We start from the raw sequence: 24,138 nt of genomic DNA, 5'->3' as shown, positions 1-24,138 counted from the left end.
TCCGCATCCCCCTCGGAAAGCGTGAGGCCTACATCGGGGACCGCATAGGGTGGGACCGTGACGAACGCGAGTACGAACCCCGGCGGGGACCGAGTGCTGTACGGGTGCATGGGCCTGGGCGGGAGCTGGGACCCCGAACCGTACGGGCCCGCCGACATCGACGCCGCCGAGGCGGCCGTGGTCGCCGCGCTCGACAGCGGCATCACCGCCTTCGACCACGCCGACATCTACCGGCACGGGAAGGCCGAGGCCGTCTTCGGCGAGGTGCTCGCGCGTATCCCCGGGCTGCGCGAGCGCATCACGATCCAGACCAAGTGCGGGATCCGGCTGGGCGACGGCGACCGCCCCGGGATGTACGACCTGCGCGGGGACAGCATCACGCGGCGCGTCGAGGAGAGCCTGACCCGGCTGCGGACCGACGTGATCGACGTCCTGCTGCTGCACCGCCCCGACCCGCTGGCGGACGTGGACGAGATGGCCTCCGCGCTGACCTCCCTGCACCGCCAGGGCCTCGTACGGGGCTTCGGCGTGTCGAACATGGGGGCCGCGCAGATCGCCCACCTCCAGGCCCGGCTCGACGTACCGCTGGTGGCGAACCAGTTGGAGATGAGCCTGCACAGCCGAGCCTGGGTCGAGGCCGGAGTCCTGCTCAACACGGAGGAATCCACCCGGAACGGGTTCCCGTTCGGCACGCTGGAGCACTGCCGCGACCACGGCATCCGCCTCCAGGCCTGGGGCGCGCTGGCGCAGGGCCGGTTCACGGGCCGCGAGGAGACCCCCGCCGAGCGCGCCACCGCGGCGCTGCTGACCGAGCTGGCCCGCAAGAAGGACACCACCCCCGAGTCGGTCCTGCTGTGGTGGCTGATGCGGCACCCCGCGGCCATCGCTCCGGTCATCGGCAGCGCGCGCCCCGAACGGATCCGTGCCTGCGCCGACGCGACGCTGCGGGAGCCCGAGCTGACGCACGAGGAGTGGTACGAACTGTGGATCGCGGCCCGGGGCGTTCCGCTGCCCTGACCGACCGGCAACGGGAGCGGGGGGCGGGGGGTAGCCCCACCGGTGGCCGACCGGGAAGCCGGATGGGACCCCGAGGTGAGATCGACAAGGCTTGCGCCATGACGACTCACCCGCACAAGGCCCTGATCCTCGCCCTCGCCGCGGCCACCGTGGCGGCCTCCTTGACCGCGACCGCCGCACCGGCCGTGGCCCGCCCCGCGCCCGCCCCGGCCGGCCCGCGGCTCGACTGGCACCCCTGCACCCATCCGGGCGCGCCCGCCGTCCAGGAGTGCGCCGAGCTGCCCGTCCCGCTCGACTACGACCACCCCGACGGCCCGCAGCTCACCGTCGCGGTCTCCCGGATCCGCAGCGACCGCCCCGAGGCGCGGCGCGGCACGCTGGTCGTGATACCCGGCGGACCGGGCGGATCCGGTGTGCAGCGACTGACGCAGAAGGCCGACGCACTGCGGCGGGAACTCGCCGGGTCCTACGACCTCGTCGCCTTCGATCCGCGCGGGGTGGGCGCCAGTACCACCGCGAGCTGCGAACTCGCCCCCGAGGACCGGTACCTGACCAGCCTGCGGTCCTGGCCGGGCCCGAACGGCGAGATCAACGAGAACATCGCCCGCTCCGAGCGCATCGCCGCGGCCTGCGCCCGCAACGGTGGCCCCGAGCTGCGCAGTTTCACCACGGCCAACCAGGTCCGCGACATGGACCGCTTCCGTGAGGCGCTCGGCGAGCGGAAGCTCTCCGCCTGGGGCACCTCGTACGGGACGTACGTCGGCGCCGTGTACGCGCAGAAGTACCCCCGGCACACCGACCGTTGGGTCCTCGACAGCAGCGGCGACCCCGACCCGAAGCGGGTCGCGCGCGGCTGGCTCGCGAACATGTCGCGGGGCGGGGCGGAGCGTCTGCCCGACTTCACGGCCTGGGCGTCCCACCCCGACCGGGACCGCGACGGCCTGCGCCTGGCCGCGCAGCCGGGGGAGGTGGAGCCGCTCCTCGTCTCGCTCGCGGCCCGACTGGACCGGGAACCCAGGACGACGACGACCCCCGGAGTGCCGCTGACCGGCAACGGCCTGCGCCAGGCCCTCCAGAACGCGCTCTACGCCGATGCCGCCTTCGCCTCCTTCGCCCGGCTCGTGCGGGAGGCGCAGGACCCGGCGGGGACCCCGGTGCTCCCGAGGGAACTCGCCGCGCCCATCCCGGACACGGACGCCGCACTCATGGTCAGCGTCATCTGCAACGACGTCGCGTGGCCCGCCACATCGACGGCCGCGTACCGGAAGGCGGTCGACGCGGACCGAGCACGATACCCCCTCACCGCGGGCATGCCGGTGAACGTACTGCCCTGCTCCTTCTGGAAGACCCCCACGCAGAAGCCGACCCGGATCACCGACGACGGCCCGTCCAACATCCTCATGCTGCAGAGCCGGCGTGACCCGGCCACCCCGCTCTTCGGCGGCCTGAAGATGCGCCAGGCGCTGGGCGACCGGGCCCGCCTGGTCACCGTCGATCAGGGCGGCCACGGGTTGTACCTCGGCAACGGCAACGCGTGCGGCGACCGGGCCGTCACCGAGTTCCTCACGAGCGGCCGCCGCCCCGCCCGGGACACGGACTGCGCAAACTGAGCGGCCTTGGATTCATAGGGATATGGACGGATACGCCCCACTGAACATCTGTTAGTGTGCCCGCGCTTGGTGTTCATCCATCGATCCGTCCTCCCCTCGACCGCCGTGCGCCCGAGGGGGCTGCGAGGTGTCTCGTACGTGCACAGCACCATTCCCTTCTCCCCGACCGAGGCCAGATCCGCGCGCGCCCGCATGGGCCTGACCACGACCCAGGTGGCCCACTCCATGGCCACCTGCGGCACCCCGGTCCACCCCCAGCTCGTCCAGGCCTGGGAACAGGGCACCCAGGTCCCCTCCGACCGGCAACTCTTCGCCCTGGCCGACGTCCTGTGGTGCGATGCCACCACACTGATGGGCATCACGCCGCGCACCCTCGCCGAGCACCGGCTGGCGCGCCGGCTCACCGTCGATCGGCTGGCGTACCGCATAGGCATGGACCCGTCCGAGTACCGAGCGGCCGAATCGGCGCGGCGATGGCACGGGGACACCTGGCAGACCAGAGCGCTCGTGGAGGCCCTCGGACTGTCGCTGCGCGAACTGATCGGGATCATGGGGCGGGTGGAGGAACTGGCCGAGCACCTGCGTTCGGCCGTCGCCGGGAGGTGGAAGACGTACGTGGACCCGGTGGCGGAGATCGTGGTGGTGGACGCGACGAGCGTCGGCGACGCCCTGCGCACGATGCACGCGGAGTTCGCCGCCTTCTCGGAGCGGTACATGGGACACCTCGTCGCGCGCAACGACGACGCCCGGCTCAAGGAGATCGCGGCGGAACGCGCCGCCTACCTGCGTCGACTGGTCGACCACTTCTGGGAGTTGATCGGCGAGGCGGGCGAGGCGCCGCCGTTCCCCACCACCGGACGCTGACCCGATCCGCCGACCGGGAACCACGGGCCGGGCGCGGTCGAGACCCGGCCCGCGGTCCCCTTCAGCGTGCCGGCGCGCCGAGACGCGGTGCGGCCGGGCCCTCTTCGCCGATGTCGTCCCAGTCGATCTCCGACGTGGTCCGGCGCGTGAAGACGTTGAAGAGCAGATTCAACGTGATGGCCGTGAGGGCGCCCAGCGTGATCCCGCTGTCGAGCACGGCCCGAAGGTCGTCCGGCATCCGGTCGAAGAACGGGCCGACGGTCGTCGGGAGCAGCGCGGCGCCCAGACTGACCGCCAGGATCAGGGTGTTGCGCTCCTCGCGCAGATCGGCCTTCCCCAGGATCTGGATGCCGACCGCGGCGACGATACCGAACATGGAGATCGCCGCTCCGCCCAGGACGGGGTGCGGGACCGAGGCGACGAGGCTGCCCGCCTTCGGCAGCAACCCCAGGACGACCATGAACACACCGGCCGCGACGACCACGTAGCGGCTCATCACCTTCGACATCCGCACGAGGCCGATGTTCTCGGCGAACGCCACGTACGGGAAGGAGTTGAGGACGCCGCCGAGCACCGTGGCCGCGCCGTCGGCGCGCAGGGCCCGCGCGACCGTGTCGGCGTCGACCTTCTTGCGGGTGATCTCGCCGATCGCGTAGACGTCACCGGTGGTCTCCACCATGGTGATCAGGACGACGACGAGCATGGCGACGATCGGCAGCAGCTCGAACCGCGGCATGCCGTAGTGGAACGGGGTGGTGATCCCGAACCAGTCGCTCTCGCCGACCGCGGCGAAATCGGTGTCGCCGAAGAGCCAGGCGGCCGCCGTGCCCACGACGAGCCCGAGCAGGACGGCGAGGCTGCTGAGGAACGGCTTGCCGATCCGGACGACGGTGAGGATGAAGAGCAGGGTGCCCAGCGCGTAGGCGAGGTTCTTCGGATCCCCGTACGCGGGGGTGCCGATGAGGTGCGCGCCTCCCGCGGCGTCCTGCAGGGCCACCGGGATCAGCGTGATGCCGATGATGGTGAGGATCGTGCCGATGACGACCGGCGGGAAGTACCTCACCAGCCGGCTGAAGAGCGGGGCGAACAGGAAGGTCGCGATGCCCGCCGTGATCACCGCCCCGTAGACCACGAGGAGGCCGGCGGTGCCGCCGCCCGCTCCGATGCCTATGGCGATCATCGGGGAGACCGCGGTGAAGGTGACGCCTTGGACCAGGGGCAGTCGGGCGCCGATCTTCCAGACGCCGTGGGCCTGGATGATCGAGGCCACGCCGCAGGTCAGGAGGTCCGCGTTGATGAGGTGGACGAGCTCCTGGCGGGAGAGGCCCAGGGCGTTCCCGAGCAGGACCGGGACGATGACGGCCGCCGCGTAGAACGCGAGGACGTGCTGGAAGCCGTACAGGGCGAGCCGGGGGAGGGGGAGTCGTTCGTCGACCGGGTGCGTCTGCGACCGGGTGGACCGGGTGGACCGGGTGGACCGGCGGGGCATTGTTGCCATCTCTGCCTTGCCTTCGCGAGGTAGGTGAATGAGAGGACCGCCGCCCTCCAGCCCTGGGTGACAGGGCGAGGGCAGGTCGGCTCGTACCGAGCCGACGCCGGGCGGTGTTGCCGACATCGCGCCGCTCTGCACTGCATCGTCATGTCCCGGATGCGGGACACCTTCGATCGACATGGCGGATCCGCATTTGATCATGAAATCCGAAGGGTTCTCGACCGGAGGGCGCTCACCATAGCCAAAGGTCGTGTTTCCTCGCGAGTAACCTCCCGGCAAGGTGGCGGTACCGGTCTCCGTCACCGCTCAGGTACCGCGCAACCCGTACGACGTCACCCGCCCCGCCGGGGTGACGTCCGGCCCCGCCGCCCACCCCCGGTCCGAGGGTGGACTCCGGGTCACCGCAAGGCTTTCGGCGGCCGAGGCGATCGCCCGCGCATGCCTCCCGCTTACCCTCCCACCCCACGTTCCGTGCGGCCTTGGCCCCGGATATCCATCCGTACTTGTGGGTACTGCGGCCGAATGGCGCCGGATTTGATAGTTCTGGACTGGTCCGGTGTGAGAAAGCTGCGGGAAGGACCCGGCATGTTCGATCTACTGCGCCCGGAGACCGTCATGTGCCCCTTCTGCAAGGCCACCGCCGCCGACGGAGTGGTGCGGACCTTACGGACCGGAGCGGGTTCACTGTCGGTGACCTGGCACACCCTCAACTGCCCGCACTACGCGGCCGACCGGATCCTCGCCGAGAAGGAGAGCTGACCCGAGCCGTCCCGGACCGCTTCGGCGACGGCGACATGCGGGACCGGACCCGTAGCGCGAGGATGAGGAGGGACCGGCGACGAGGAGCGGCGCATGACCAGTCCAGCTGAGCGGCTTCGGCGCGGACGGGCCGTCCGCAAGATCACCGGCCGCGCCGCGCACGGCCGCTGGACCGCTCCACCGGACCGGCCCGACCCCATCGGCGTACTGCGGCGGCAGGGCACCGACCGCGTGCCCGAGCTGCTGCCGATCCGCTACGGCCGGATGGCGGCATCGCCGCTCGCCTTCCTGCGCGGAGCGGCCGCCGTGATGGCCGCCGATCTGGCCACCGGGCCGCAGACCGGTCTGACCGTCCAGCTGTGCGGGGACGCGCACCTGCTGAACTTCGGCATGTTCGCCTCGCCCGAACGCGCCCTGCTCTTCGACCTCAACGACTTCGACGAGACCTTCCCCGGCCCCTTCGAATGGGACGTCAAACGACTCGCTGCGAGCGTCGCCGTCGCCGCCCGCGACAACGGGCACGGCGACGACCACGCCGCGAGAGCGGCCCGCCACGCGGCCCGGGCCTACCGCCGGACGATCCGGGAACTCGCCGGACACCGCGAGCTGGACGTCTGGTACCACCGGATCGACACCGCCGACCTGCTGCCCCTCATCCGCGAGCCCGAACTGCGCGACCGGGTGGAGGCCAACCTGGCGCGCGCCCGTCGCCGTACCAGCCTGCGCGCCCTCGGCAAGCTCACCGAGGTCCGCGACGGGCGCCGGCGGATCATCCACGATCCGCCGCTGCTGGAGCCGCTCGCCCGGGCCGACTCACGCGAGGTCGACCAGATCTTCGGCACGTACCGCAGCACCCTCCCCGAGGAACGCCGCCTGCTGCTCGACCGTTTCCGCCTCGCCGACGCGGCGCGCAAGGTGGTCGGCGTCGGGAGCGTGGGAACCCGCTGCTTCATCGTGCTGCTCCTCGGCCGCGACGCCGACGACCCGCTCTTCCTGCAGATCAAGGAGGCCGTGCCGTCCGTCCTGCAAGGCCATCTCCCGGACGACGGGCACGAGCACCAAGGGCACCGGGTGGTCGCGGGCCAGCGGCGCATGCAGGCCGCGGGCGACATCTTCCTCGGCTGGACGACCGGACCCGCCGGGCGCCACTTCTACGGCCGGCAGCTGCGCGACATGAAGGGATCCGCCGATGTCGCCGGCATGCCCCCCGGGCTGCTCGGCCGGTACGCCGAGCTGTGCGGCAGGGCCCTGGCCCGCGCCCACGCCCGCACCGGAGACCGCATCGCCATCGCGGGCTACCTCGGCGGCTCCGACACCTTCGACCGCGCCGTGGCCGCCTTCGCGCTCCGCTACGCGGACCGGACCCTCGCCGACCACGCGCTGCTGACCGCCGCCGTCGCCGAGGGGCGCATCACCGCCGTCAGCGGCGTCTGAGCACTCAGGCCGGTACGCCGCTCGGCTCCGCCTCCCGGGCCGCCCGGCGGCGCAGCGCGTCCTCGTCGGTGTCGGCGTCGTAGGAGATCAGCTTCGGCAGCAGGGCGGCCAGCACCGCCACGGATGCCACGCAGGCCAGCCCGCCGCCCCAGAAGGCCGAACGGGTACCGGTCCAGCCGGCCATCGTGCCCGCCCTGACCTGCCCCAGCTGCGGTCCCACGCTGTACGAGAGCACCTCGATGCCCGCGAGCCGGCCCCGCAACTCCTCCGGGATCGTCTGGTTCCAGATCGTCGCCCGGCCCAGCCCGCTCACCATGTCGCCCGCGCCCGCCACCGCGAGGCACAGCAGCACGAGCCAGATGCCGGAGGACGCGCCGGCCCCCGCGACCGCCAGGCCCCAGACCGCCGCACCGAACACCACCAGCAGCCCGTGCCGGCGTACCCGGGACATCCAGCCGCTGGTCATACCGAGCACCAGCGAGCCCACCGCCCCGGCCGCGTACATCAGCCCCAGGGCCCAGACCGCGTCGAGCTCGTCCGCGAGGAAGGGGTAGATCGCGTTCGGGAAGGCGAAGAACATCGCCGCCAGGTCGACGGCGTACGTCCCCAGCAGCACGGGCCGGCTCCACGCGTAGCGCGCGCCTTCGGCGATCCCGCGCAGCGACGGGCGGTCGGCCCCCTTCACCGGCGGCGCCGGGCTGAGCCGCAGGCACAGCAGTACGGAGGCGAGGAAACCGAGGACGGTGACGGAGTAGGCCGCGGCATGGCCGGCGAAGGCGACGACCACACCGGCCAGCGCCGGACCGGCGATCGCCCCGAACTGGTAGCGCAACCCGTTGAGCGCGGCGGCGGCCGTCAGCTGGTCGTGCGGCACGATCCGCGCCATCAGCGAGTCCAGGGCCGGCCGCTGGAGCCCGCTCAGGGCCGACACCCCCGCCGCGACCACGTACAGCGGCCACAGCAGCGGATCCGGCAGCAGCGCGTTCACCAGCAGCACCAGGGCGAGCACCCCGAGCCCGGCCTCGGTCAGCAGGATCATCCGCCGCCGGTCGACGGCGTCGGCGAGGGCACCCCCGTACAGCCCGAAGACCACCAGCGGAACGAGCTCCACCGCACCCATCGCACCGACCGCCAGCGGCGAGTCCGTCAGGTGCTTGATCTGCAGCGGCAGCGCGATCATCGCCATGAACGAACCGAAGTACGTCACCGTGCCCTGGTAGAACAGCAGCCGGAAGTCCCGACCGGATCGGAACGGGGCGAAATCGGGCAGTACGGCGGACCATCGGGAAGTGCTCACGAGATGCCATCGTCCGTGGACGCCGCGGTCGGGGCAACGCATTTTCCGTGCACCGGCCCCGTATCCCTCACGGACGGGCGAATCCGGAGCCCGGCGCGTGGGATCACGGGCCCACCGTGGCACCCATGGGTCATGCCGCCGGTGTCAGCGTTCCTGCGTATGGCAGCGTCGTACGCCTGGCGCCTGCTGGTGGTCGGCGCCGCCGTCTACGCGATCTTCGCCGTGCTCGGCAAGTTCCACGAGATCGCCGTGGCCCTCTTCCTCGGCCTCGTCGTCACCGCCCTGCTGTGGTGGCCCACCCGGCGCCTGGCGCGCGTCCTGCCCCGCTCGGTCGCCGTCGCGGTGGTCCTCCTCGGCAGCGCGCTGGTGCTGCTGGGCGTGCTGACCCTGGTCGGCACGGCGGTGGCGGGGGAGAGCACCACCTTGACCCGGGAGTTCCGCGAGGGACTCGACAGCATCGAGAAGTACCTGGAGCGACCGCCTTTCCGGTTGAACCCGAACGCCCTCTCCGACCTCCAGTCCCGCCTCGGCGCGTACCTGTCGAGCCACCGCTCCACACTGCTCAGCCAGGCGGTCAGCGGAGCCGGGCGCCTGGTGCACGTCCTGACCGTGCTCGCCCTCGGGGCCTTCTGCTCCTTCTTCTTCCTGCACGGCGGCGACCGGCAGTGGTCCTGGTTCCGCGCGCAGCTGCCCCGGTCGGTGCGCGCCCGTGTGGGCATCGCCGGCGCCGCCGCCTGGCGGACGTTCACCGGTTACACCCGAGGGATCGTCCTCGTCGCGGCGACGAACGCGGTCCTCGTGGGGGTGGCCCTGTACTTCCTCGGGGTACCGCTGGCCGTGCCGCTGGCCGTGCTGGAGTTCTTCGCGGCCTTCATCCCGCTCATCGGATCGCCGGTCGCGCTGGCCGTGGCCGCGGTGGTCGCGCTCGCGGCGAAGGGGCCCCTCGTCGCGGGTCTGGTGGTCGCGCTGATCGTGGTCATCGGCCAGATCGAGGGCCACCTGCTGCATCCGCTGGTGATGAGCCGGGCGGTCCGGCTGCACCCGCTGGTGGTGGCGATCTCGGTGGTGGCGGGAGCCATCGCCGCCGGGGTGGTCGGCGCGGTGGTCGCGGTCCCGCTGGTCTCGGTGACCTGGTCGGTGCACACGGCGCTGCGTGACGCCCGGCTCGGGTCCGTCGTCCCGACGACCGACGAGGACTGAGAAGCGGGACGACCGGGCGGCCGGACGGCGGACACCCACCGATCGCTTCCTGCACAATCGCCTGATGAGCGATGAAGACCCCTACCTGTGGCTGGAAGACGTATCCGGCGACGCCGCCCTCGCCTGGGTGCGGGAGCGCAATGCCGAGACCGTGGACGAGCTGACCGCCTCGCCCGGGTTCAAGGTCCTCGAACAGGAGATGCGCGAGGTACTGGACGACGACGGCCGGATCCCCTGGACCGTCCGGCGAGGCGGCCACCTCTACAACTTCTGGCAGGACGCCGACCACGTCCGCGGCCTGTGGCGGCGGACGACGTTGGAGGAGTACCGGACCGACCACCCGGCCTGGGAGGTGCTCCTGGACCTCGACGCGCTCGCCGAGGCCGAGGGCGAGAAGTGGGCCTGGGCGGGCAGCCGGGTGCTGGCGCCCGAGCACCGGCACGCACTCGTCCTGCTGTCCCGGGACGGCGCGGACGCCTGCGTGGTGCGCGAGTTCGACCTGGAGACCCTGGAGTTCGTCGAGGACGGGTTCGTCGTCGCCGAGGCCAAGACCCGGATCGGGTGGATCGACCACGACCAGGTCTGGATCGGTACGGACTTCGGCCCCGGCTCGATGTCCGCGTCCGGCTACCCGCTGCAGGTACGCCGCTGGCGGCGCGGTACCCCCCTCACGGACGCCGAGCTGGTCTACGAGGGCCGGCCGACGGACCTGTCCGCCTCCGGATGGCACGACGACACCCCCGGCTTCGCGCGGGACTTCGTCCACCGGCAGATCGACTTCTGGAACCAGGAGCTCTTCCTGCTCCAGGAGGGCGCCGAGCCGCCCCTGAAGATCGACGTCCCGGACGACGCGGGCGCCTCCGTCCACCGCCGCTGGTTGACCGTCACCATCAAGTCGCCGTGGCTCGGCCACCCCGCGGGCAGTCTGCTGGCCTTCGACCTCGAGGCCTTCCTGGCGGGGGACCGGGCGGCCGAGGTGCTGTTCACACCGGACGAGCGCACCGCGCTCGCCGGGTACAGCTGGACCCGCGACCACCTCATCCTCAGCACCCGGGCGGACGTCTCCTCCCGGATGGAGCTCCTCACCCCGGGCGAATTCGCGGGCGGGGGCGCGGGTGCGGCCTCCGGCGGCTGGCGTCGTGCGCCGCTGCCGGGCCTGCCGCCGCTGTCCACCGCCTCGGTCACCGACACGGACCCGGACGTCGGCGACGAGTACTTCCACCAGGTCTCCGGCTTCCTCCAACCCGCCACCCTGTACCGGGGCACGGCCGGCGACGAGGCCGAGAGCGAAACCCTCAAGCAGAACCCGGCCCTCTTCGACACCGCCGGTCTCGCCGTACGCCAGTACTTCGCGACCTCCGCGGACGGTACGAGGGTGCCCTACTTCGTCGTCGGACCCGAGGACCGCCCGGGCCCCGGCCCCACCCTGCTCTACGGGTACGGCGGCTTCGAGGTCTCCATGGTCCCGCACTACAGCGCGCTCACCGGACGGGCCTGGCTCGCACGCGGCGGCACGTACGTCGTCGCGGGCATCCGGGGCGGGCACGAGTACGGGCCCGCCTGGCACAAGGCGGCACTCGGTGCGAACCGGGTCCGGGCGTACGAGGACTTCGCCGCGGTCGCCCGGGACCTCACCGCCCGGGACATCACCACCCCCGCCCAGCTGGGCATCGAGGGCGGCAGCAACGGCGGGCTGCTCATGGGCGCCATGCTCACCCGCGACCCGGAACTGTTCGGCGCGGTCGTCGCGCACGTACCGCTGCTGGACATGCTCCGCTTCCACAAGCTGCTCGCCGGAGCCAGCTGGATCGCCGAGTACGGGGACCCCGACGACCCGGCCGACCGGCCGCACCTGGAGGCGATCTCCCCGTACCACCGGATCCGGACGGACGGGCCCGCGTACCCGCCGCTCCTCCTGCTGACCTCGACCCGCGACGACCGGGTACACCCCGGCCACGCCCGCAAGATGGCCGCCCGGCTGCGCGCGTACGGGCATCCGGTCCTCTTCCACGAGCACCTCGGGGGCGGCCACGCGGGCGCCACCGACCACCGGCAGACGGCCTTCAACGAGGCCCTCGTCCACACGTTCCTGTGGGAGCGGCTGACCCCGCGGAACTGATCGACACCGATGCCCCAGGTGAACGGGAGGCATCCGTACGGGGGATTTGCGGGGCCAGGCGCTGCCTGGGGCCGGGTTGTGCTCCACCATCGGCGGATGCGACCCCGGCCAGGGAGGACCCAGACCCCATGAGTACCCCGTACGCGTCCGCCGCCCCGTACTACGCCCGCTACCGGCCGCCGTACCCGGCGGAGCTCTACGCACTCCTCGCGGACCGGTTCGCGCTCGACGGTTCCCAGACCGTCCTGGACCTCGGCGCCGGACCGGGCACGATCAGCCTGCCGCTGGCTCCGCTGGTCGAGCAGGTCTACGCCGTCGACCCGGAGCCGGCCATGCTCGCCGAGGGGTGCGCGCGCGCCGACGAGCAAGGCCACGGGAACATCTCCTGGCTGCGGGGCGACGCCGCCGGCATCGGCCGACTGTGCCTGCCCCGGATCGACCTGTGCGTCATCGGCGACGCGTTCCACCGGATGGACCGGGAGCGGGTCCCGGCCGACCTGGACGTCGTACTCGCACCACGGGGCGGGATCGCCGTCGTCACCTCCCTGGCGGCGCCCTGGCCGGCCGCCGTCGACGAGGTGCGCGCACGCTTCCTCGGGCCGGGGAGCGGTGCGGCGGCGGACGCGTCGGCCGCCGCACCCGCGGACCACCTGCGGGACGCGGAGGAGCAGCTCGCGAAGTCGGCGTTCTCCCGCGTCGTGACCACCACGTGGGAGCGGTCCACGCGCTGCACCGTGGAGCAGGTGATCGGCATGCAGTTCTCGCGCGCCTCCTCCAGCCCGGCCCTGCTCGGCGACCGCAAGGACACCTTCGCGTCCGAGCTGCGCCGCGCCCTGCTCGACCACGCCCCCGGCGGTACCTGCACCCGGACCGTCACCGTCGCGGTCACCGTCGCGATCAGGCCGCGGCGGTGACCGCGGTCCCCGCTCACCCGGCTCGCTGATCCGTTCCGGCCGCGGGAGTGCGGTGCGCGAACCGGTCGGCCGCGCGTCGGCCGCGGCTCTCCAGGGGCAGCACCCCGGTGGCCGCGGCCAGCCCGAACGGGGGCATGTCGAAGTAGATCGACTCGTACGAGCCCTCGGGCACGATGTAGGACTCGTGCCACAGCCCCACGTGACGGCGCAACCGTCCCGCACGATCCTTGCGGTTGATGATCGACCAGGCCTTGTGATGGAGCATGTCCGGGGCCGCGGCGTACGCGTAGAGCTTCTCCTTGGACTCCCAGTACTGGACCACGTAGTACGTGCGGGGCGACGCGGTGAGCAGGACGTGGCCCAGCAGACCCCGGGTGGGGTGCTGGGCGAGCTCGCGGAGCATGCGCGGCATGGCCAGGATCACCGGAACCCAATGGTGCACGGCCCAGAAGTGGTTGATGCGCATTCCGATGAGCAGGACGACGACGTCCCCCTCGGCGGCAGCGGTGGTACGGCCCGGTAAGGGTTTCGCGAACAAGTCGGCCTCCCGATCGCCCTGTTGGATAGCACTGCTGTCCAACCGTCACATGATTGGATAGTGGCACTCGCCAAGGGAAGGTTCAAGAGATTGCGGCTCGCGGAACTGAGTGAGCGGAGCGGCGTGGCCCTCGCCACCATCAAGTACTACCTGCGTGAGGGCCTGTTGCCGCCGGGACGCCGCGTCAGTGCGACGACCGCGGACTACGACGAGGGGCATCTGCGCAGACTGCGGCTGGTCCGCGCGATGATCCAGGTCGGGCAGGTGCCGGTCGCGAGGGTGCGGCAGGTTCTCGCGCACGTCGACGACGAGTCCCTGGGCCGGACGATGCGCCTGGGCGCGGCCCTGTGGGCCCTGCCCCACGAGCCCGAACCGGTCGACAGCACAGGTGGAGGCGGTGACGGTGACGGTGAGGACGAGGCCATGACCGCCGCGCGCGCCGAGGTCGACCAGCTGCTACGGACGCTGGGCTGGTCCACGGCACGGGAGTTGGGGGAACTCTCCCCGGTCCACCGCTCGCTCGTGGCGGCGGTGGCCACACTGACGCGGCTCGGCTATCCGTGGGACGCCGCGCTGATGGCCCCGTACGCACGGCTGATGCACCAAGTGGCGGTGCGGGACCTCGACTTCGTGGAGACCTTCCCCTCGGAGGCGGAGAAGGCCGAGACCGCCGTGGCGGCGACCATCCTGTTCCAGCCGGTACTGAAGGCGCTGCACCGACTGGCCCAGGAGGAGGAATCTGCCCGCCGGTACGGACTGGAGTGACCCGCCGCCGGCGCCCTCGGACCCCGCCCGGCGGGAATCAGGGGGCCGGGGTCCCCTCCGCCGCCGGTGCGTCGGCCAGCGCGGTGAGCAGCTCCCGTTCGCGGGCCCTGCTCAGGCCGGCCCGGCGGGGGCGGTCCAGACCCTCGGCGCGTTCCCACCGCAGGAGGTCCTCCAGCATGTCGGCGCGCGGGCGGTCGCGCAGCCCGGCGGCGCGCGCCGCGGCTCCGCTGCGGGCGCAGAAGCCGGCCCACTTCGGGTCCGGCATCCACATGGCCATCGACTCCGGGCCCATGAACACCCCGACGCCCTGGTCGAGGAGCCACTGCGGGTCCGCCACCACCTCGGGTCCGGTGTACCCGGCCGCACGTGCCGACAGGGTGACCCATGCGTCGAAGGGGACGACGGGCCCGACGGCGTCGAAGGTTCCGGTGGTGCCCTGCTGGGCCAGGTCCAGGAGCCAGGCCGCCAGATCGCGTACGTCGATCGCCTGGGTCGGCACGTCGCCGGGCCGGGGGAGGAGCACGGGCTGGTCCACGTCACGGGCGAAGCGTGCCGCCCAGTACCCCGACCGTCCGCTCGCGTCGCCCGGGCCGCCGATCAGACCGGCGCGGGCGATGACGAGCCGGTCCCCGACCGCGGTGCGCGAAGCCTCCTCGCAGGCGACCTTGGCCTCCCCGTACTCCTCCCGGTCCACGTACTCGCCCTCGGCCGCCGGCAGCAGCGCGGCCGACTCGTCGGCGCCGACCGTGCCGTGGTCGGCGTAGGCGCTGACGGAGGAGACGTAGGTCCAATGCCGGGCCCGCCCGGCGAGGGCCGCGAGCGCGCCCCTGACGAAGGCCGGCTGCCAGGACACCTCGATCACGGCGTCCCAGTCGCCGTCGCGTTCGAGGAGTTCCGCGTAGGCGGACTCCTCGTTCCGGTCCGCCGCCACCAGCCGTGCACCGGGCGCGACGGCGCCGCTCTCGCCGCGCGCGAGGCAGGTCACCGTGTGCCCCCGCTCCAGCGCCTGCCGCGTGATCTCACGTCCCAGCCATGCGGTCCCGCCCAGTACAAGAAGATCCATCAGGCCACCTCAGCACATCGCGAGCACGGCCGCGATGCCGGTTCGCGCTCGGCGAAGAGCTCCCCGGGGGGGCATCACGGGGCGGCGGGACCGGCCCACTCCTCGCGCAGCATCCCGAAGAGCACGCTGTCGTAGCGCCTGCCCTCCAACAGCACGGCCGACCGGCGGCGGCCCTCCTCGCGGAAGCCCAGCTTGCCGAAGGCCCGTACGGCGCGCTCGTTGCCGCTCCACGTGTCCAGTTCCAGGCGGTTCAGGCCGAAGGCGCCGAACAGGTGGTCCACGAGCAGCCGGAGCGCGTCGCTGCCGTGGCCCCGGCCCCACAACTCCCTTTCGCCGATGGTGACTCCGAGCGTGGCCACGCCGGCGTACGGGTCCAGGTCCCGGTAGTCGACCATGCCGATCGCCCGGCCGTCCGCCAGGTCCTCGACCGTGAACACGGCCGACTCCCGCGGGATCAGACGCAGCATGCTGTCGAAGCCGAGCCCGACCGCCTCCGCCGTGACCGGGCCGAAACACGGATCACCGGCCGTGGCCCAGCGGACCACCTCCGGATCGTTGCGCCACCGAAGGTGGTGCTCCGCGTCCTCGGAGCGCAGTGCGCGCAGTCTGACCAGTCGTCCTTCGAACATCGTGCAACCCTTGTCGAATCGTTCAGTGGAATGGATCACGCGGCCGGTCCGAGGTGCCGTCGGAGGTCCCGCCGCATGCAGGCGCGGGGCCACCGGTCCAGGCCGTGGGCCGCCTCGCGCTCGCGGATCTCCCGGAGGCCCGGGGTGAGCTCCACGTCCGCCAGCAGCCGGAACCCGCAGCGCGCGTAGTACGGGGCGTTCCACGGGACCTCGGTGAAGGTGGTGAGGGTCAGGGCCGGCACGCCCGTGCGCCCGGCGAACTCCGCCAGGTGCTCCAGCAGCCCCCGGCCGATCCCCCGGCGCGCGTGGTCCGGGTGGACGGACACCTGCTCGACGTGCAGATTCCCCTCGACGTGCTCGGCGATCAGATAGGCGACCGGGATGCCGCCCCCGTCGACCGACACCCAGGCCAGCCCGGCCCGTTGGTAGCGGGCGAGTTCGTCGAGCGTCAGCGGCTCGTCGTCGGCGATCTCCGGCATGCCGAAGTCCCGGAAGCAGCGGCCGGCGGCCCTCTCGATGTCCTGGAGGACGGCCGGCTCGGCCGGTCGTGCCGGGCGGATCTTGCCGGTGATAGCCATGGCCGCATTGTCGCCGGCGGTGCGGGCGAGGGCATCCGATTATCGGGCGTGGGGCCGTTACCCGCGCGCCAGGGGCCGACACTGTGCTCCGTCCGAGTTCTCTTGGGTGCCCGTTCGACCGCAGCGCCGAGGGAATGATCATCATTTTGGCGCCGCATCGCTTTGATACGGCTATGCCACGAATGCGACGGAGACAACCGACCAAGGCGTGGGGCGCCGTGGCTGCGGTGACGGGGGCCATGCTGGTCGTCGCCGCAGCGCCGGGCCGGGCGCCCGATGCGGACACCGCGGAGGGGACCCTGGCGGGCCCGCCGCGCGAAGCCGCGGTCACCCTGCTGGTCGGGAGGGTGCTGGACGAGGGGAGAGGGGCCGGCGACGGGCCGTGCGCGGTGCGCATGTTCCGGCCCGGCCTGTGCAGCGGCTGGCAGGAGCAGCGGGTACGGGCCACCGCGCGCGGCGTGGGATCCGTCGTGAAGGAGCCCGTCCTCGGCGACACGACCCGGACCGCCCGGACCGACGTACTCCCGACGGACTCCGGCGGGCCGCTCCAGATCGCCCTCGCCGAACCGGGCCGCCTCACCGACGTGACGGTGCGCGACGGCCACGGCCGCCACCTCGCCGGTGAGCTCGCCCCGCACAGCGAGCGCTGGCTGAACAGCGAGCCACTGCGGGCGGGGGAGTCCTACACCGTGCAGGTCGGCGCCCTGGACCCGGACGGGACCGCGGTCGGCGTCACCATGGCCTTCCGGACCGCGCCGCCCGCGGACGGAGGCAGGCTGACGGTCGAGTTCGGGCCGGGCCCCGGCACGTACGGAGCGGGGGAGATCGTCACGGCGAGCCTCAGCCGCCCGGTGCCCGCCGACGACCTCCCGGCCCGCGCCCGGCTGGAGCGGGGCCTGCAGGTGACCTCGGAGCCCCATGTCGAGGGCGCGTGGCACTGGGTCGACGAATCGACCCTGCACTTCCGGCCGCGTACCTACTGGCCCGCCCACACCGTCGTGCGGGTGCGCAGCGGTCTCGACGGGGTCGAGGTCGGGGACCACGACTACGGCGGCCCCTCCGACGCCGTGCAGTTCACCATCGCGGACCGGATCGAGGCCGTCACCGACTCCGCCACCCACCGGATGACCGTACGCCGCAACGGACGGGTCATCAGGACGATCCCGGTCACCACCGGCAAGGAGGGCTTCAGGACCCGCAGCGGCATCAAGGTCGTGCTGCGCAAGGAGCCCAAGGTCCGCATGCGCGGCGACACCGTCGGCATCAAGCGCGGCACCAGCGAGTTCTACGACCTGCCCGTCTCCTACGCGACCCGGGTGACCTGGAGCGGCGAGTACATCCACGCCGCGCCCTGGTCGGTCGAGGCGCAGGGCGAGGAGAACGTCAGCCACGGCTGCACGGGCATGAGCACCGAGGACGCCGCCTGGTTCTTCGACACCGTCCGCGAAGGAGACATCGTGGAGGTGGTCAACAGCGGCGGAGAGAAGATGGCCCCCTTCGACAACGGCTTCGGCGACTGGAACGTCGACTGGCGTACGTGGCTGGCGGGCAGCGCCCTGGCCACCATCGACGGGAGCCCGCAGGACGCGTCGGCCGCCTCCGTCCCGTCGCGGCTGCACCCGACCACCTGACGCCGCCGTGGTCGCCCGTCCGACCGTGGTGCCCGCACCCGGTCGGCGGCGGCCCGCACCCGACTACGATCACCACATGATCAAAGGAGTGATGTTCGACTTCTCCGGCACGCTGCTGCGCGTCGAGTCGACGCAGGAGTGGCTCGCCGCCGCACTCGCGGAGACCGGAATCCCGTCGGCCGAGGAGGAATTCGCCGAGACGGTGCGACGGCTGACCGAGTACGGCGCCCTGCCCGGCGGGTTGTCGCCCCAGCACCTACCGACCGATCTCGAAGCCCGCTGGAACCTGCGCGACCTCAGCGCCGAGCACCACCGGGCCGCCTACGGCGGTCTGATCCACGCTGCCGGGGTCACGGATCCGGAGCTGGCGCGGGCACTCTACGACCGCCACATGGCCCCGGCGGCCTGGCGCCCCTACCCGGACACCGAACCCACCCTGCGCGCACTGCGCCGCCGGGGCCTCCCGGTGGCCGTGGTCAGCAACATCGGATGGGACCTGCGTCCGATCTTCCGCGCCCACGGACTCGACGAACTGGTCGACACCTACGTGCTCTCCTTCGAGCTGGGCGTCCAGAAGCCCGATCCGGCGATCTTCCGGGCCGCCTGCGACCGGCTGGCCCTGGCCCCGGCCGATGTGCTGATGGTCGGCGACAGCCGTGAGGCCGACGGCGGCGCGCGGGCGCTCGGCTGCCCGGTGCACTTCGTCGACCACCTCCCGGTCGACCGGCGGCCCGCCGCACTGGCCCCGCTCCTGGACCTGCTCGGACCGGCGTAGCACACCTCTCGGGGCGTGGCCGGGGGCGTCGTCCCCCGGTGTGTCCCCTGGCGACGGCCTCCACACCCCGGGGTCCGACTGTGGCCGCCGCGCACATGGGAGCGGCCCGCGCATGTCCCGGATGATTCCGGGCATGACGAGCGGATACCTTCCCGTGCCCCCACCCACGCCCCACGCGAGCGCCGCCACCACGGGCATCGACCTGGCGGGCCGCACCGCCCTGGTGACCGGAGCCGGCGGCGCCATCGGGCGGGCCTGCGCCTCGGCGCTCGCCGCGGCCGGGGCCCACGTACACGTGGTGGACATCGACGCCGCCACGGCGAAGTCCGTCGCGGACTCGATCGGCGGGCAGGCGCACGTGGTGGACCTGGCCAGGGCCGAGACCGTCGAGGAGCTGCCGGCCGACATCGACATCCTGGTCAACAACGCCGGGCTGCAGCACGTCGCCCCGCTGACGGAGTTCCCGCCGGAGCGCTTCGCCCTCATGCAGCGCGTGATGGTGCACGCCCCGTTCCTGCTGATCCGCCGGACCGTGCCGCACATGCGCGCACGCGGCTGGGGCCGCATCGTCAACATCTCCAGCGCGCACGGACTGCGCGCCAGCGCGTTCAAGGCCGGATACGTGACCGCGAAGCACGCCCTGGACGGGCTGAGCAAGGTCGCCGCCGTCGAAGGGGCCCCGCACGGCATCACCAGCAACTGCGTGAACCCCGGCTACGTCCGCACCCCACTGGTCGAGCGGCAGATCGAGGCCCAGGCCGCCGCGCACGGCATCGACACCGGGCAGGTGGTGTCCGACGTACTGCTCGGCCGCTCCGCGATCAAGCGGCTGATCGAACCGGCGGAGGTCGCCGCGGTCGTTCTGTGGCTCTGCGGCCCGCACACCGGCTACGTCACGGGTGCCTCGATGCCCCTGGACGGAGGCTGGACCGCCACCTGACCCCCGGCGGGGCCGTCACCGGCGGGTCAGAAGCCCGGCCCGGCACCCGTGACGCGGTTCCACAGGGATCGGGTGGCTCCGAAGCCGCTCTCGTGCACCCAGACGTGGGTGCAGCCGGGGCACTGGAGGTGGAGCATGCTGCCGGTGTTGGTGAGCAGGTAGCGCCAGTGGGTGGAGCAGGAACGCCGCTGCTCACAGGGCTCGCAGTCGCGCGCGTCCGCACACTTCGGGCAGGCCACCCAGGCACGACGCCCCGGGTCGGCCTGCGGGTCAAGCGGCAGCACTGCCGTCTCCGCGCGAGGGCAGCACACCGGACGCGACCAGGTCGTCGTAGAGGCGCTGCTGCTCGGCGTCGAGCCCGGAATAGAGCAGGTCGTACGCGGCCTCCTCGCCGAGGAGCACCTCCATCGGATCCCAGTCCGGGCCGAGGGCCGCCATCACCTGAGCGCGCCGGAGCACCTCCTGCGAGGTGAGGTCGACGGCGAAATCGACCAGCTCGGACGCGTCGGAAGCACCGGAGGCGTCGGAGGGAGGGGTGGGTTCGTGGGGGGCCATACCTTCGAAGTTAGGTAGCCCTTCCTTCCCTGGTCAAGGGAGGGTGGGCGGAGTCACAGTCCCCTGATCAGGGGGTGTGCGAGCCCAGGGGAGCCGGTCAGGACGAGGGGGCGCGGCCGGGAGGCCGACGTGACAAATGTAATGGCCTGTCAAGGTGCTTCTCGGTCTGGAGGTTGATGCCCGCTTCGTCCCCGCGGAGGAGGTCGGGGCGCGGGTCCGGGGCGAAGAATTGCAGGGACAGAGATCGCCGGGCCCCACCGGGCCACCGACGAGGAGCCGCCGTGCCCCACACCCGTCCCGCCGACCGATCCGCACCACGTCTGCGGCGTGCCGTCTCGGCCACCGCCGTCGCCCTGGCCGTCCTGGCGGGCCTCGCGCCCGCCGCGAGCGCCGCAGCCCCGGCAGGACCGAGCGCCTACGGTCAGGACGCCGCCCGGCGCCTGGACCGCTCCCAGCTGCAGGCGGGACTGGACGCGGTCCGCGAGGCGGGCCTGTACGGCGTCCACTCCGGGGTCCGCGACGGCCACCGGCGTTTCGACGGCGCGGCCGGAATCGCCGACATCGCCACGGGGCGCAAGGTCCGCCCCGACTTCCGGCACCGCGTCGGCAGCGTCACCAAGACGTTCACCGCCGTGGCCGTCCTCCAGCAGTCCGCGAAGGGCCGTGTCGACCTGGACCGACCGGTCGGCGACTACGTGCCCGAGCTGCTGCCCGACGAGCGTGGCCGCAAGGTGACCGTACGTATGCTCCTCAACCACACCAGCGGCATCAACGACTACATCGGTGACGCCTTCCCCTCCCTCCTGAAGGGGACCACGGAGAGCCTCGACGAGCACCGCTACCGCACGATCGAGCCCGCCGTGCTGATCGGACTCGGCGTGGCCGGGCCGCAGCGGTTCGAGCCGGGCACCGACTGGTCCTACTCGAACACCAACTACATCCTGCTCGGCGAGATCCTCCGCAAGGTGACCGGCCAGGACCCGGAGCAGTTGATCACGCGGGACGTGATCCGGCGCGTGGGCCTGCGCGACACCTACTTCCCCGGCACCGAGCCGCGCATCCGAGGCGCACACGCCCGCATGTACGAGAGCTTCTACGGGCTCATCGACCCGCCGCGCGACTACAGCGACTACAACATGACCTGGGCCGGCACCGCCGGCGCCCTCGTCTCCACCCCGCAGGACCTCAACACCTTCTACCGCGCCCTGCTGGCCGGCGACCTCCTGCCCCGCCGCCAACTGGACCAGATGCGCACCACCGTCGACGTCAAGAACCCGGACGGCGTCGTGGTCATGCACTACGGCCTCGGCATCTACTCCCTGGACACGCCCTGCGGCCCGGCCTGGGGCCATGACGGGGGAGTCTGGGGCGCCGGTACCTGGGCCCTGTCCAGTCCGGACGGCAGCCGCCAGTTCGCCGTCGGGTACAACCTGATGAAGTACCAGCGCGTCAGCGCGGACGGCACCACCTTCGACCCGCACCCGGCCGACATCGCCATGCGCGACTACCGCGACCGGGCCCTCTGCGGCACCACCACGCCGCGCCCCGCGGACCCGGCGGAGAAGAACCGTCCCGCCGAGGCCCCACCGGCCCAGGCCCCGTCGGCCGAGGCCCCGGCCGATCGGCGAGTGGTACTCCCCCCGATCACGCCGCCACTCCCCGCACCGCTCTCGGGACCCGTTCGCTGACCGGGCCCGGGTGCGGTACCCACCTGCCGCCGTTCTTACGGATCCATGACGTACGGCCCGGTCCGAGCGGTGCGGGGCGGTATCCGGCATAGCGTCGGGGGCATGCGCGTACTTGTGACCGGAGGCGCGGGCTTCATCGGCTCGCACATCGTCGCCGAGCTGATCGGCCGTGGCCATGACCCGTTGGTTCTCGACCTGGCGGAGGACGGGAGGGACGTACGGGACCCGGATGCCGTGGCGCGGGCCTTGGCGGGCGTGGACGCGGTCTGCCACCAGGCGGCCAAGGTGGGGCTCGGGAAGGACTTCGGGGACGCCCCCGGCTACGTGTCGGCCAACGACCTGGGCACCGCGGTGCTGCTGGCCGAGATGGCGCGGGCCGAGGTACCGCGGCTGCTGCTCGCCGGGTCGATGGTCGTCTACGGCGAGGGGCGCTACGCGTGCCCCGCCCACGGCACGGTCCGGCCCGGCCCCCGGGCCGAGAGCGACCTGCGGGCCGGCCGGTTCGAGCCGCGCTGCCCGGACTGCGGCGCCGACCTGGCGCCGGGGCTGGTCACCGAGGACGCCCCGACCGACCCGCGGAACGTCTACGCCACGACCAAGCTGGCCCAGGAACACCTCGCGTCCTCCTGGGCCCGGGCCACCGGCGGACGCGTCATCTCGCTGCGCTACCACAACGTCTACGGGCCGGGGATGCCCCGCGACACCCCGTACGCGGGAGTGGCCGCGCTGTTCCGGTCCTCGCTCGCGCGGGGCGAGGCACCGCGTGTCTTCGAGGACGGCGGACAGCGCCGGGACTTCGTCCACGTACGGGACGTGGCCGCGGCCAACGCGGTGGCCCTGGAGGCCCTGGACGCCCCGGCCGGGTTCACCGGGGTCACCCCGGCCGCAGGGCCCGCGGGTTTCACCGCGTACAACGTCGGCAGCGGCGACCCGCGGACCGTCGGCGACATGGCCGAGGCGCTGGCCGCCGCGTGCGGCGGCCCGGAGCCGGTCGTCACCGGCGAGTACCGCCTCGGCGACGTCCGGCACATCACCGCCGACTCCGCGCGCCTGCGTCACGAGCTGGGCTGGCGCCCGGTCGTCCCGTTCGCCGCGGGCATGGCCGAACTGGCCACGGGCCGAGCCGTTCCCGCCGCGACGGGACCGTGACGCGGGCGTAGCCGGCCCCGTACCGCCGGCAGGGGCGGAGCCGCCCCTGCCGGCGGATCGGGGTCAGCGGAACACGTCGATGTGCTCGCGCACCCAGTCGTCGTACGTGCGCGGGGGACGGCCGATGACATCCCGAACGGACGGCCGTCGGTCGAGGGTCCACCGGAGGAGCTCGGCGTATCGGGCGCCGTACGCCTCGAGGGCGAACAGCGTCACGTCGATCGCGCCTTCGGGCCAACCGAGACCTCGCCACACCGCCCGACACTCGTCGGGCGTCAGATCGACCGTGCCGATGTCCCGGCCGAGGGCGGCGCCGATGCTCCGTACCCGTGCACGGGTGCTCAGCGGAGGACCCACTGCCTCCATGACCGTCCCGGCGAGGTCGTCACCGGTCAGAGCAGCGGCCGCCACGGCGGCGAGGTCCTCCTCATGGATGAAGGGGTAGTGCCCTTCGGCGAGGAAGGCCTCCCGGACCACCCCGTCGGCCCGGACGGTGTCGGGCCAGTCGGCCCCCGTGGCCGGGTAGGTGCCCTCGATGACGGCACCCATCACCGCCGACGGCCGGATGTGCGTCCAGGCGATGCCCGAGCCCTCCACCGCCTTCTCGACGGCCAGCCAGAACCAGGTCTCCGGCGGATTCGCAGCCTCGTACTCCGGGCCGTGGGACGACAGCAGGACGATCTTCCCGGCACCGGCGTTCCGGGCGAGTGCGAGGGCGTCCCCGACCGTCGACGGATGGGCGCCAGCGAGGAACACGGCCCCGACAGCGTCGAAGGCCTGGGCACACTCCAGCGGTCGGGTGACGGACCCCTCCACCACCTCGACCCCGTCCGGCCAGCCGTCGCACAGGTCCGGCTCCGCCATCACCCGCACCCGCCGGTCCATGGCGAGCAACTGCCGTGCCAGGCACCGGCCGACGATCCCGGTCGGGCTGTTGCCCTCGTCCTTGCGCGGACCGACGACGGTCAGCAGAACGGGGCGTTCGCCGGGTGGCACCTTCTCAGAGCGCTCGAAACCGTCCACGGCAAGAACCTTCCACGTGTGAGCGGAGATCTTGCACCTGGCCCGGACACCGGACGGCCGCGGCCGTATCCCGTGCCGACGGAAACCACGGCTGCGGA

23 protein-coding genes are annotated in these 24,138 nt (G+C 72.6%); 14 read left to right on the top strand and 9 right to left on the bottom strand.

Annotated features, from left to right (window positions below; all coding sequences use genetic code 11):
• The first annotated feature begins 57 nt into the window (after positions 1-57).
• The 3 genes from ACGFYY_RS26410 (at position 58) to ACGFYY_RS26400 (ending at position 3,491) form a co-directional block, all read left to right on the top strand.
• A complete protein-coding gene (locus ACGFYY_RS26410; protein WP_393712990.1) occupies positions 58-1,017 on the top strand; it encodes an aldo/keto reductase family oxidoreductase in 960 nt (319 codons plus the stop codon).
• A 98-nt stretch (positions 1,018-1,115) separates the two neighbouring features.
• Positions 1,116-2,627 (top strand): alpha/beta hydrolase, encoded by a 1,512-nt coding sequence (locus ACGFYY_RS26405; protein WP_393712988.1) that lies wholly within the window; start codon positions 1,116-1,118, stop codon positions 2,625-2,627.
• Positions 2,628-2,765: 138 nt separating this feature from the next.
• Positions 2,766-3,491, top strand: a complete 726-nt coding sequence (locus tag ACGFYY_RS26400; protein ID WP_393712986.1) for a helix-turn-helix domain-containing protein — start codon at positions 2,766-2,768, stop codon at positions 3,489-3,491.
• A gap of 61 nt (positions 3,492-3,552) precedes the next feature.
• On the opposite strand, the gene ACGFYY_RS26395 is transcribed toward ACGFYY_RS26400, so the two are convergent.
• The gene (locus tag ACGFYY_RS26395) at positions 3,553-4,989 is read right to left on the bottom strand and encodes a nucleobase:cation symporter-2 family protein (protein ID WP_393712984.1); all 1,437 of its coding nucleotides are present in this window, start codon (positions 4,987-4,989) and stop codon (positions 3,553-3,555) included.
• A gap of 579 nt (positions 4,990-5,568) precedes the next feature.
• Here ACGFYY_RS26395 and ACGFYY_RS26390 point away from each other — a divergent pair.
• Positions 5,569-5,742, top strand: coding sequence for a hypothetical protein (locus ACGFYY_RS26390; RefSeq protein WP_158820687.1), 174 nt, complete (start codon positions 5,569-5,571; stop codon positions 5,740-5,742).
• A gap of 93 nt (positions 5,743-5,835) precedes the next feature.
• Positions 5,836-7,176 carry a DUF2252 domain-containing protein gene (locus ACGFYY_RS26385; RefSeq protein WP_393712981.1) on the top strand — a complete coding sequence of 447 codons (1,341 nt, stop codon included), beginning with the start codon at positions 5,836-5,838 and terminating at the stop codon, positions 7,174-7,176.
• A 4-nt stretch (positions 7,177-7,180) separates the two neighbouring features.
• On the opposite strand, the gene ACGFYY_RS26380 is transcribed toward ACGFYY_RS26385, so the two are convergent.
• The gene (locus tag ACGFYY_RS26380; protein ID WP_393712979.1) at positions 7,181-8,473 is read right to left on the bottom strand and encodes an MFS transporter; all 1,293 of its coding nucleotides are present in this window, start codon (positions 8,471-8,473) and stop codon (positions 7,181-7,183) included.
• 159 nt (positions 8,474-8,632) lie between these two features.
• Here ACGFYY_RS26380 and ACGFYY_RS26375 point away from each other — a divergent pair, with 159 nt between their 5' ends.
• From ACGFYY_RS26375 to ACGFYY_RS26365, 3 genes are all read left to right on the top strand, one after another.
• Positions 8,633-9,673: an AI-2E family transporter gene (locus ACGFYY_RS26375; RefSeq protein WP_393712977.1), complete on the top strand. Its 1,041-nt coding sequence runs from the start codon at positions 8,633-8,635 to the stop codon at positions 9,671-9,673.
• Positions 9,674-9,737: 64 nt separating this feature from the next.
• Positions 9,738-11,792, top strand: coding sequence for a prolyl oligopeptidase family protein (locus ACGFYY_RS26370; protein WP_393712975.1), 2,055 nt, complete (start codon positions 9,738-9,740; stop codon positions 11,790-11,792).
• Positions 11,793-11,920: 128 nt separating this feature from the next.
• Positions 11,921-12,706 carry a class I SAM-dependent methyltransferase gene (locus ACGFYY_RS26365; RefSeq protein ID WP_393712973.1) on the top strand — a complete coding sequence of 262 codons (786 nt, stop codon included), beginning with the start codon at positions 11,921-11,923 and terminating at the stop codon, positions 12,704-12,706.
• Positions 12,707-12,719: 13 nt separating this feature from the next.
• Here the strand turns inward: ACGFYY_RS26365 and ACGFYY_RS26360 are convergent, their stop codons facing one another.
• Entirely contained in the window at positions 12,720-13,244 is a 525-nt protein-coding gene (locus ACGFYY_RS26360; RefSeq protein ID WP_393712971.1) for a DUF4188 domain-containing protein, read from the bottom strand.
• A 90-nt stretch (positions 13,245-13,334) separates the two neighbouring features.
• Here ACGFYY_RS26360 and ACGFYY_RS26355 point away from each other — a divergent pair, with 90 nt between their 5' ends.
• Complete coding sequence (locus ACGFYY_RS26355; protein ID WP_393713145.1) at positions 13,335-14,009, top strand: MerR family transcriptional regulator; 675 nt, start codon at positions 13,335-13,337, stop codon at positions 14,007-14,009.
• Positions 14,010-14,046: 37 nt separating this feature from the next.
• Here the strand turns inward: ACGFYY_RS26355 and ACGFYY_RS26350 are convergent, their stop codons facing one another.
• The 3 genes from ACGFYY_RS26350 to ACGFYY_RS26340 form a co-directional block, all read right to left on the bottom strand.
• Positions 14,047-15,072, bottom strand: coding sequence for an NAD-dependent epimerase/dehydratase family protein (locus ACGFYY_RS26350; RefSeq protein WP_393712969.1), 1,026 nt, complete (start codon positions 15,070-15,072; stop codon positions 14,047-14,049).
• 74 nt (positions 15,073-15,146) lie between these two features.
• Entirely contained in the window at positions 15,147-15,701 is a 555-nt protein-coding gene (locus tag ACGFYY_RS26345) for a GNAT family N-acetyltransferase (RefSeq protein WP_393712967.1), read from the bottom strand.
• A 35-nt stretch (positions 15,702-15,736) separates the two neighbouring features.
• A complete protein-coding gene (locus ACGFYY_RS26340; protein WP_393712964.1) occupies positions 15,737-16,279 on the bottom strand; it encodes a GNAT family N-acetyltransferase in 543 nt (180 codons plus the stop codon).
• 218 nt (positions 16,280-16,497) lie between these two features.
• Here ACGFYY_RS26340 and ACGFYY_RS26335 point away from each other — a divergent pair, with 218 nt between their 5' ends.
• From ACGFYY_RS26335 to ACGFYY_RS26325, 3 genes are all read left to right on the top strand, one after another.
• Complete coding sequence (locus ACGFYY_RS26335; protein WP_393712962.1) at positions 16,498-17,910, top strand: Ig-like domain-containing protein; 1,413 nt, start codon at positions 16,498-16,500, stop codon at positions 17,908-17,910.
• A gap of 76 nt (positions 17,911-17,986) precedes the next feature.
• The gene (locus ACGFYY_RS26330) at positions 17,987-18,685 is read left to right on the top strand and encodes an HAD family hydrolase (RefSeq protein ID WP_393712960.1); all 699 of its coding nucleotides are present in this window, start codon (positions 17,987-17,989) and stop codon (positions 18,683-18,685) included.
• A 133-nt stretch (positions 18,686-18,818) separates the two neighbouring features.
• Positions 18,819-19,625 (top strand): 3-hydroxybutyrate dehydrogenase, encoded by an 807-nt coding sequence (locus tag ACGFYY_RS26325; protein ID WP_393712958.1) that lies wholly within the window; start codon positions 18,819-18,821, stop codon positions 19,623-19,625.
• Between the two features lie 26 nt (positions 19,626-19,651).
• On the opposite strand, the gene ACGFYY_RS26320 is transcribed toward ACGFYY_RS26325, so the two are convergent.
• Together ACGFYY_RS26320 and ACGFYY_RS26315 are read right to left on the bottom strand one after the other, a co-directional pair.
• Complete coding sequence (locus ACGFYY_RS26320; protein ID WP_365265849.1) at positions 19,652-19,909, bottom strand: hypothetical protein; 258 nt, start codon at positions 19,907-19,909, stop codon at positions 19,652-19,654.
• Complete coding sequence (locus ACGFYY_RS26315; protein WP_393712956.1) at positions 19,896-20,180, bottom strand: DUF6400 family protein; 285 nt, start codon at positions 20,178-20,180, stop codon at positions 19,896-19,898. The genes ACGFYY_RS26320 and ACGFYY_RS26315 overlap by 14 nt, the downstream gene beginning before the upstream one ends.
• Positions 20,181-20,461: 281 nt before the next feature.
• Here ACGFYY_RS26315 and ACGFYY_RS26310 point away from each other — a divergent pair, with 281 nt between their 5' ends.
• Positions 20,462-21,868, top strand: a complete 1,407-nt coding sequence (locus tag ACGFYY_RS26310) for a serine hydrolase domain-containing protein (protein WP_393712954.1) — start codon at positions 20,462-20,464, stop codon at positions 21,866-21,868.
• Between the two features lie 102 nt (positions 21,869-21,970).
• On the top strand, positions 21,971-23,017 hold the full coding sequence (locus ACGFYY_RS26305) for an NAD-dependent epimerase/dehydratase family protein (protein ID WP_393712951.1): 1,047 nt from the start codon (positions 21,971-21,973) through the stop codon (positions 23,015-23,017).
• Positions 23,018-23,080: 63 nt separating this feature from the next.
• Here the strand turns inward: ACGFYY_RS26305 and ACGFYY_RS26300 are convergent, their stop codons facing one another.
• The gene (locus ACGFYY_RS26300) at positions 23,081-24,040 is read right to left on the bottom strand and encodes an NAD(P)H-binding protein (protein ID WP_393712949.1); all 960 of its coding nucleotides are present in this window, start codon (positions 24,038-24,040) and stop codon (positions 23,081-23,083) included.
• Positions 24,041-24,138 lie beyond the last annotated feature (98 nt).

Origin of the sequence: Streptomyces sp. NPDC048331 (genome assembly GCF_043201215.1) — a bacterium.
Classification (GTDB): Bacteria; Actinomycetota; Actinomycetes; order Streptomycetales; family Streptomycetaceae; genus Streptomyces.
Note: the sequence above shows the minus strand (reverse complement) of the source record. Positions and strands in the feature narration are given on the sequence as shown.

What these genes read in the sequence shown, in the direction of transcription:
- ACGFYY_RS26370 (WP_393712975.1), top strand. Translation starts at nt 9,738, where the DNA reads ATGAGCGATGAAGACCCCTACCTGTGGCTGGAAGACGTATCCGGCGAC.
- ACGFYY_RS26345 (WP_393712967.1), bottom strand. Translation starts at nt 15,701, where the DNA reads ATGTTCGAAGGACGACTGGTCAGACTGCGCGCACTGCGCTCCGAGGAC.
- ACGFYY_RS26405 (WP_393712988.1), top strand. Translation starts at nt 1,116, where the DNA reads ATGACGACTCACCCGCACAAGGCCCTGATCCTCGCCCTCGCCGCGGCC.
- ACGFYY_RS26350 (WP_393712969.1), bottom strand. Translation starts at nt 15,072, where the DNA reads ATGGATCTTCTTGTACTGGGCGGGACCGCATGGCTGGGACGTGAGATC.
- ACGFYY_RS26305 (WP_393712951.1), top strand. Translation starts at nt 21,971, where the DNA reads ATGCGCGTACTTGTGACCGGAGGCGCGGGCTTCATCGGCTCGCACATC.
- ACGFYY_RS26375 (WP_393712977.1), top strand. Translation starts at nt 8,633, where the DNA reads ATGGCAGCGTCGTACGCCTGGCGCCTGCTGGTGGTCGGCGCCGCCGTC.
- ACGFYY_RS26365 (WP_393712973.1), top strand. Translation starts at nt 11,921, where the DNA reads ATGAGTACCCCGTACGCGTCCGCCGCCCCGTACTACGCCCGCTACCGG.
- ACGFYY_RS26385 (WP_393712981.1), top strand. Translation starts at nt 5,836, where the DNA reads ATGACCAGTCCAGCTGAGCGGCTTCGGCGCGGACGGGCCGTCCGCAAG.
- ACGFYY_RS26330 (WP_393712960.1), top strand. Translation starts at nt 17,987, where the DNA reads ATGATCAAAGGAGTGATGTTCGACTTCTCCGGCACGCTGCTGCGCGTC.
- ACGFYY_RS26315 (WP_393712956.1), bottom strand. Translation starts at nt 20,180, where the DNA reads ATGGCCCCCCACGAACCCACCCCTCCCTCCGACGCCTCCGGTGCTTCC.
- ACGFYY_RS26340 (WP_393712964.1), bottom strand. Translation starts at nt 16,279, where the DNA reads ATGGCTATCACCGGCAAGATCCGCCCGGCACGACCGGCCGAGCCGGCC.
- ACGFYY_RS26325 (WP_393712958.1), top strand. Translation starts at nt 18,819, where the DNA reads ATGACGAGCGGATACCTTCCCGTGCCCCCACCCACGCCCCACGCGAGC.
- ACGFYY_RS26395 (WP_393712984.1), bottom strand. Translation starts at nt 4,989, where the DNA reads ATGGCAACAATGCCCCGCCGGTCCACCCGGTCCACCCGGTCCACCCGG.
- ACGFYY_RS26390 (WP_158820687.1), top strand. Translation starts at nt 5,569, where the DNA reads ATGTTCGATCTACTGCGCCCGGAGACCGTCATGTGCCCCTTCTGCAAG.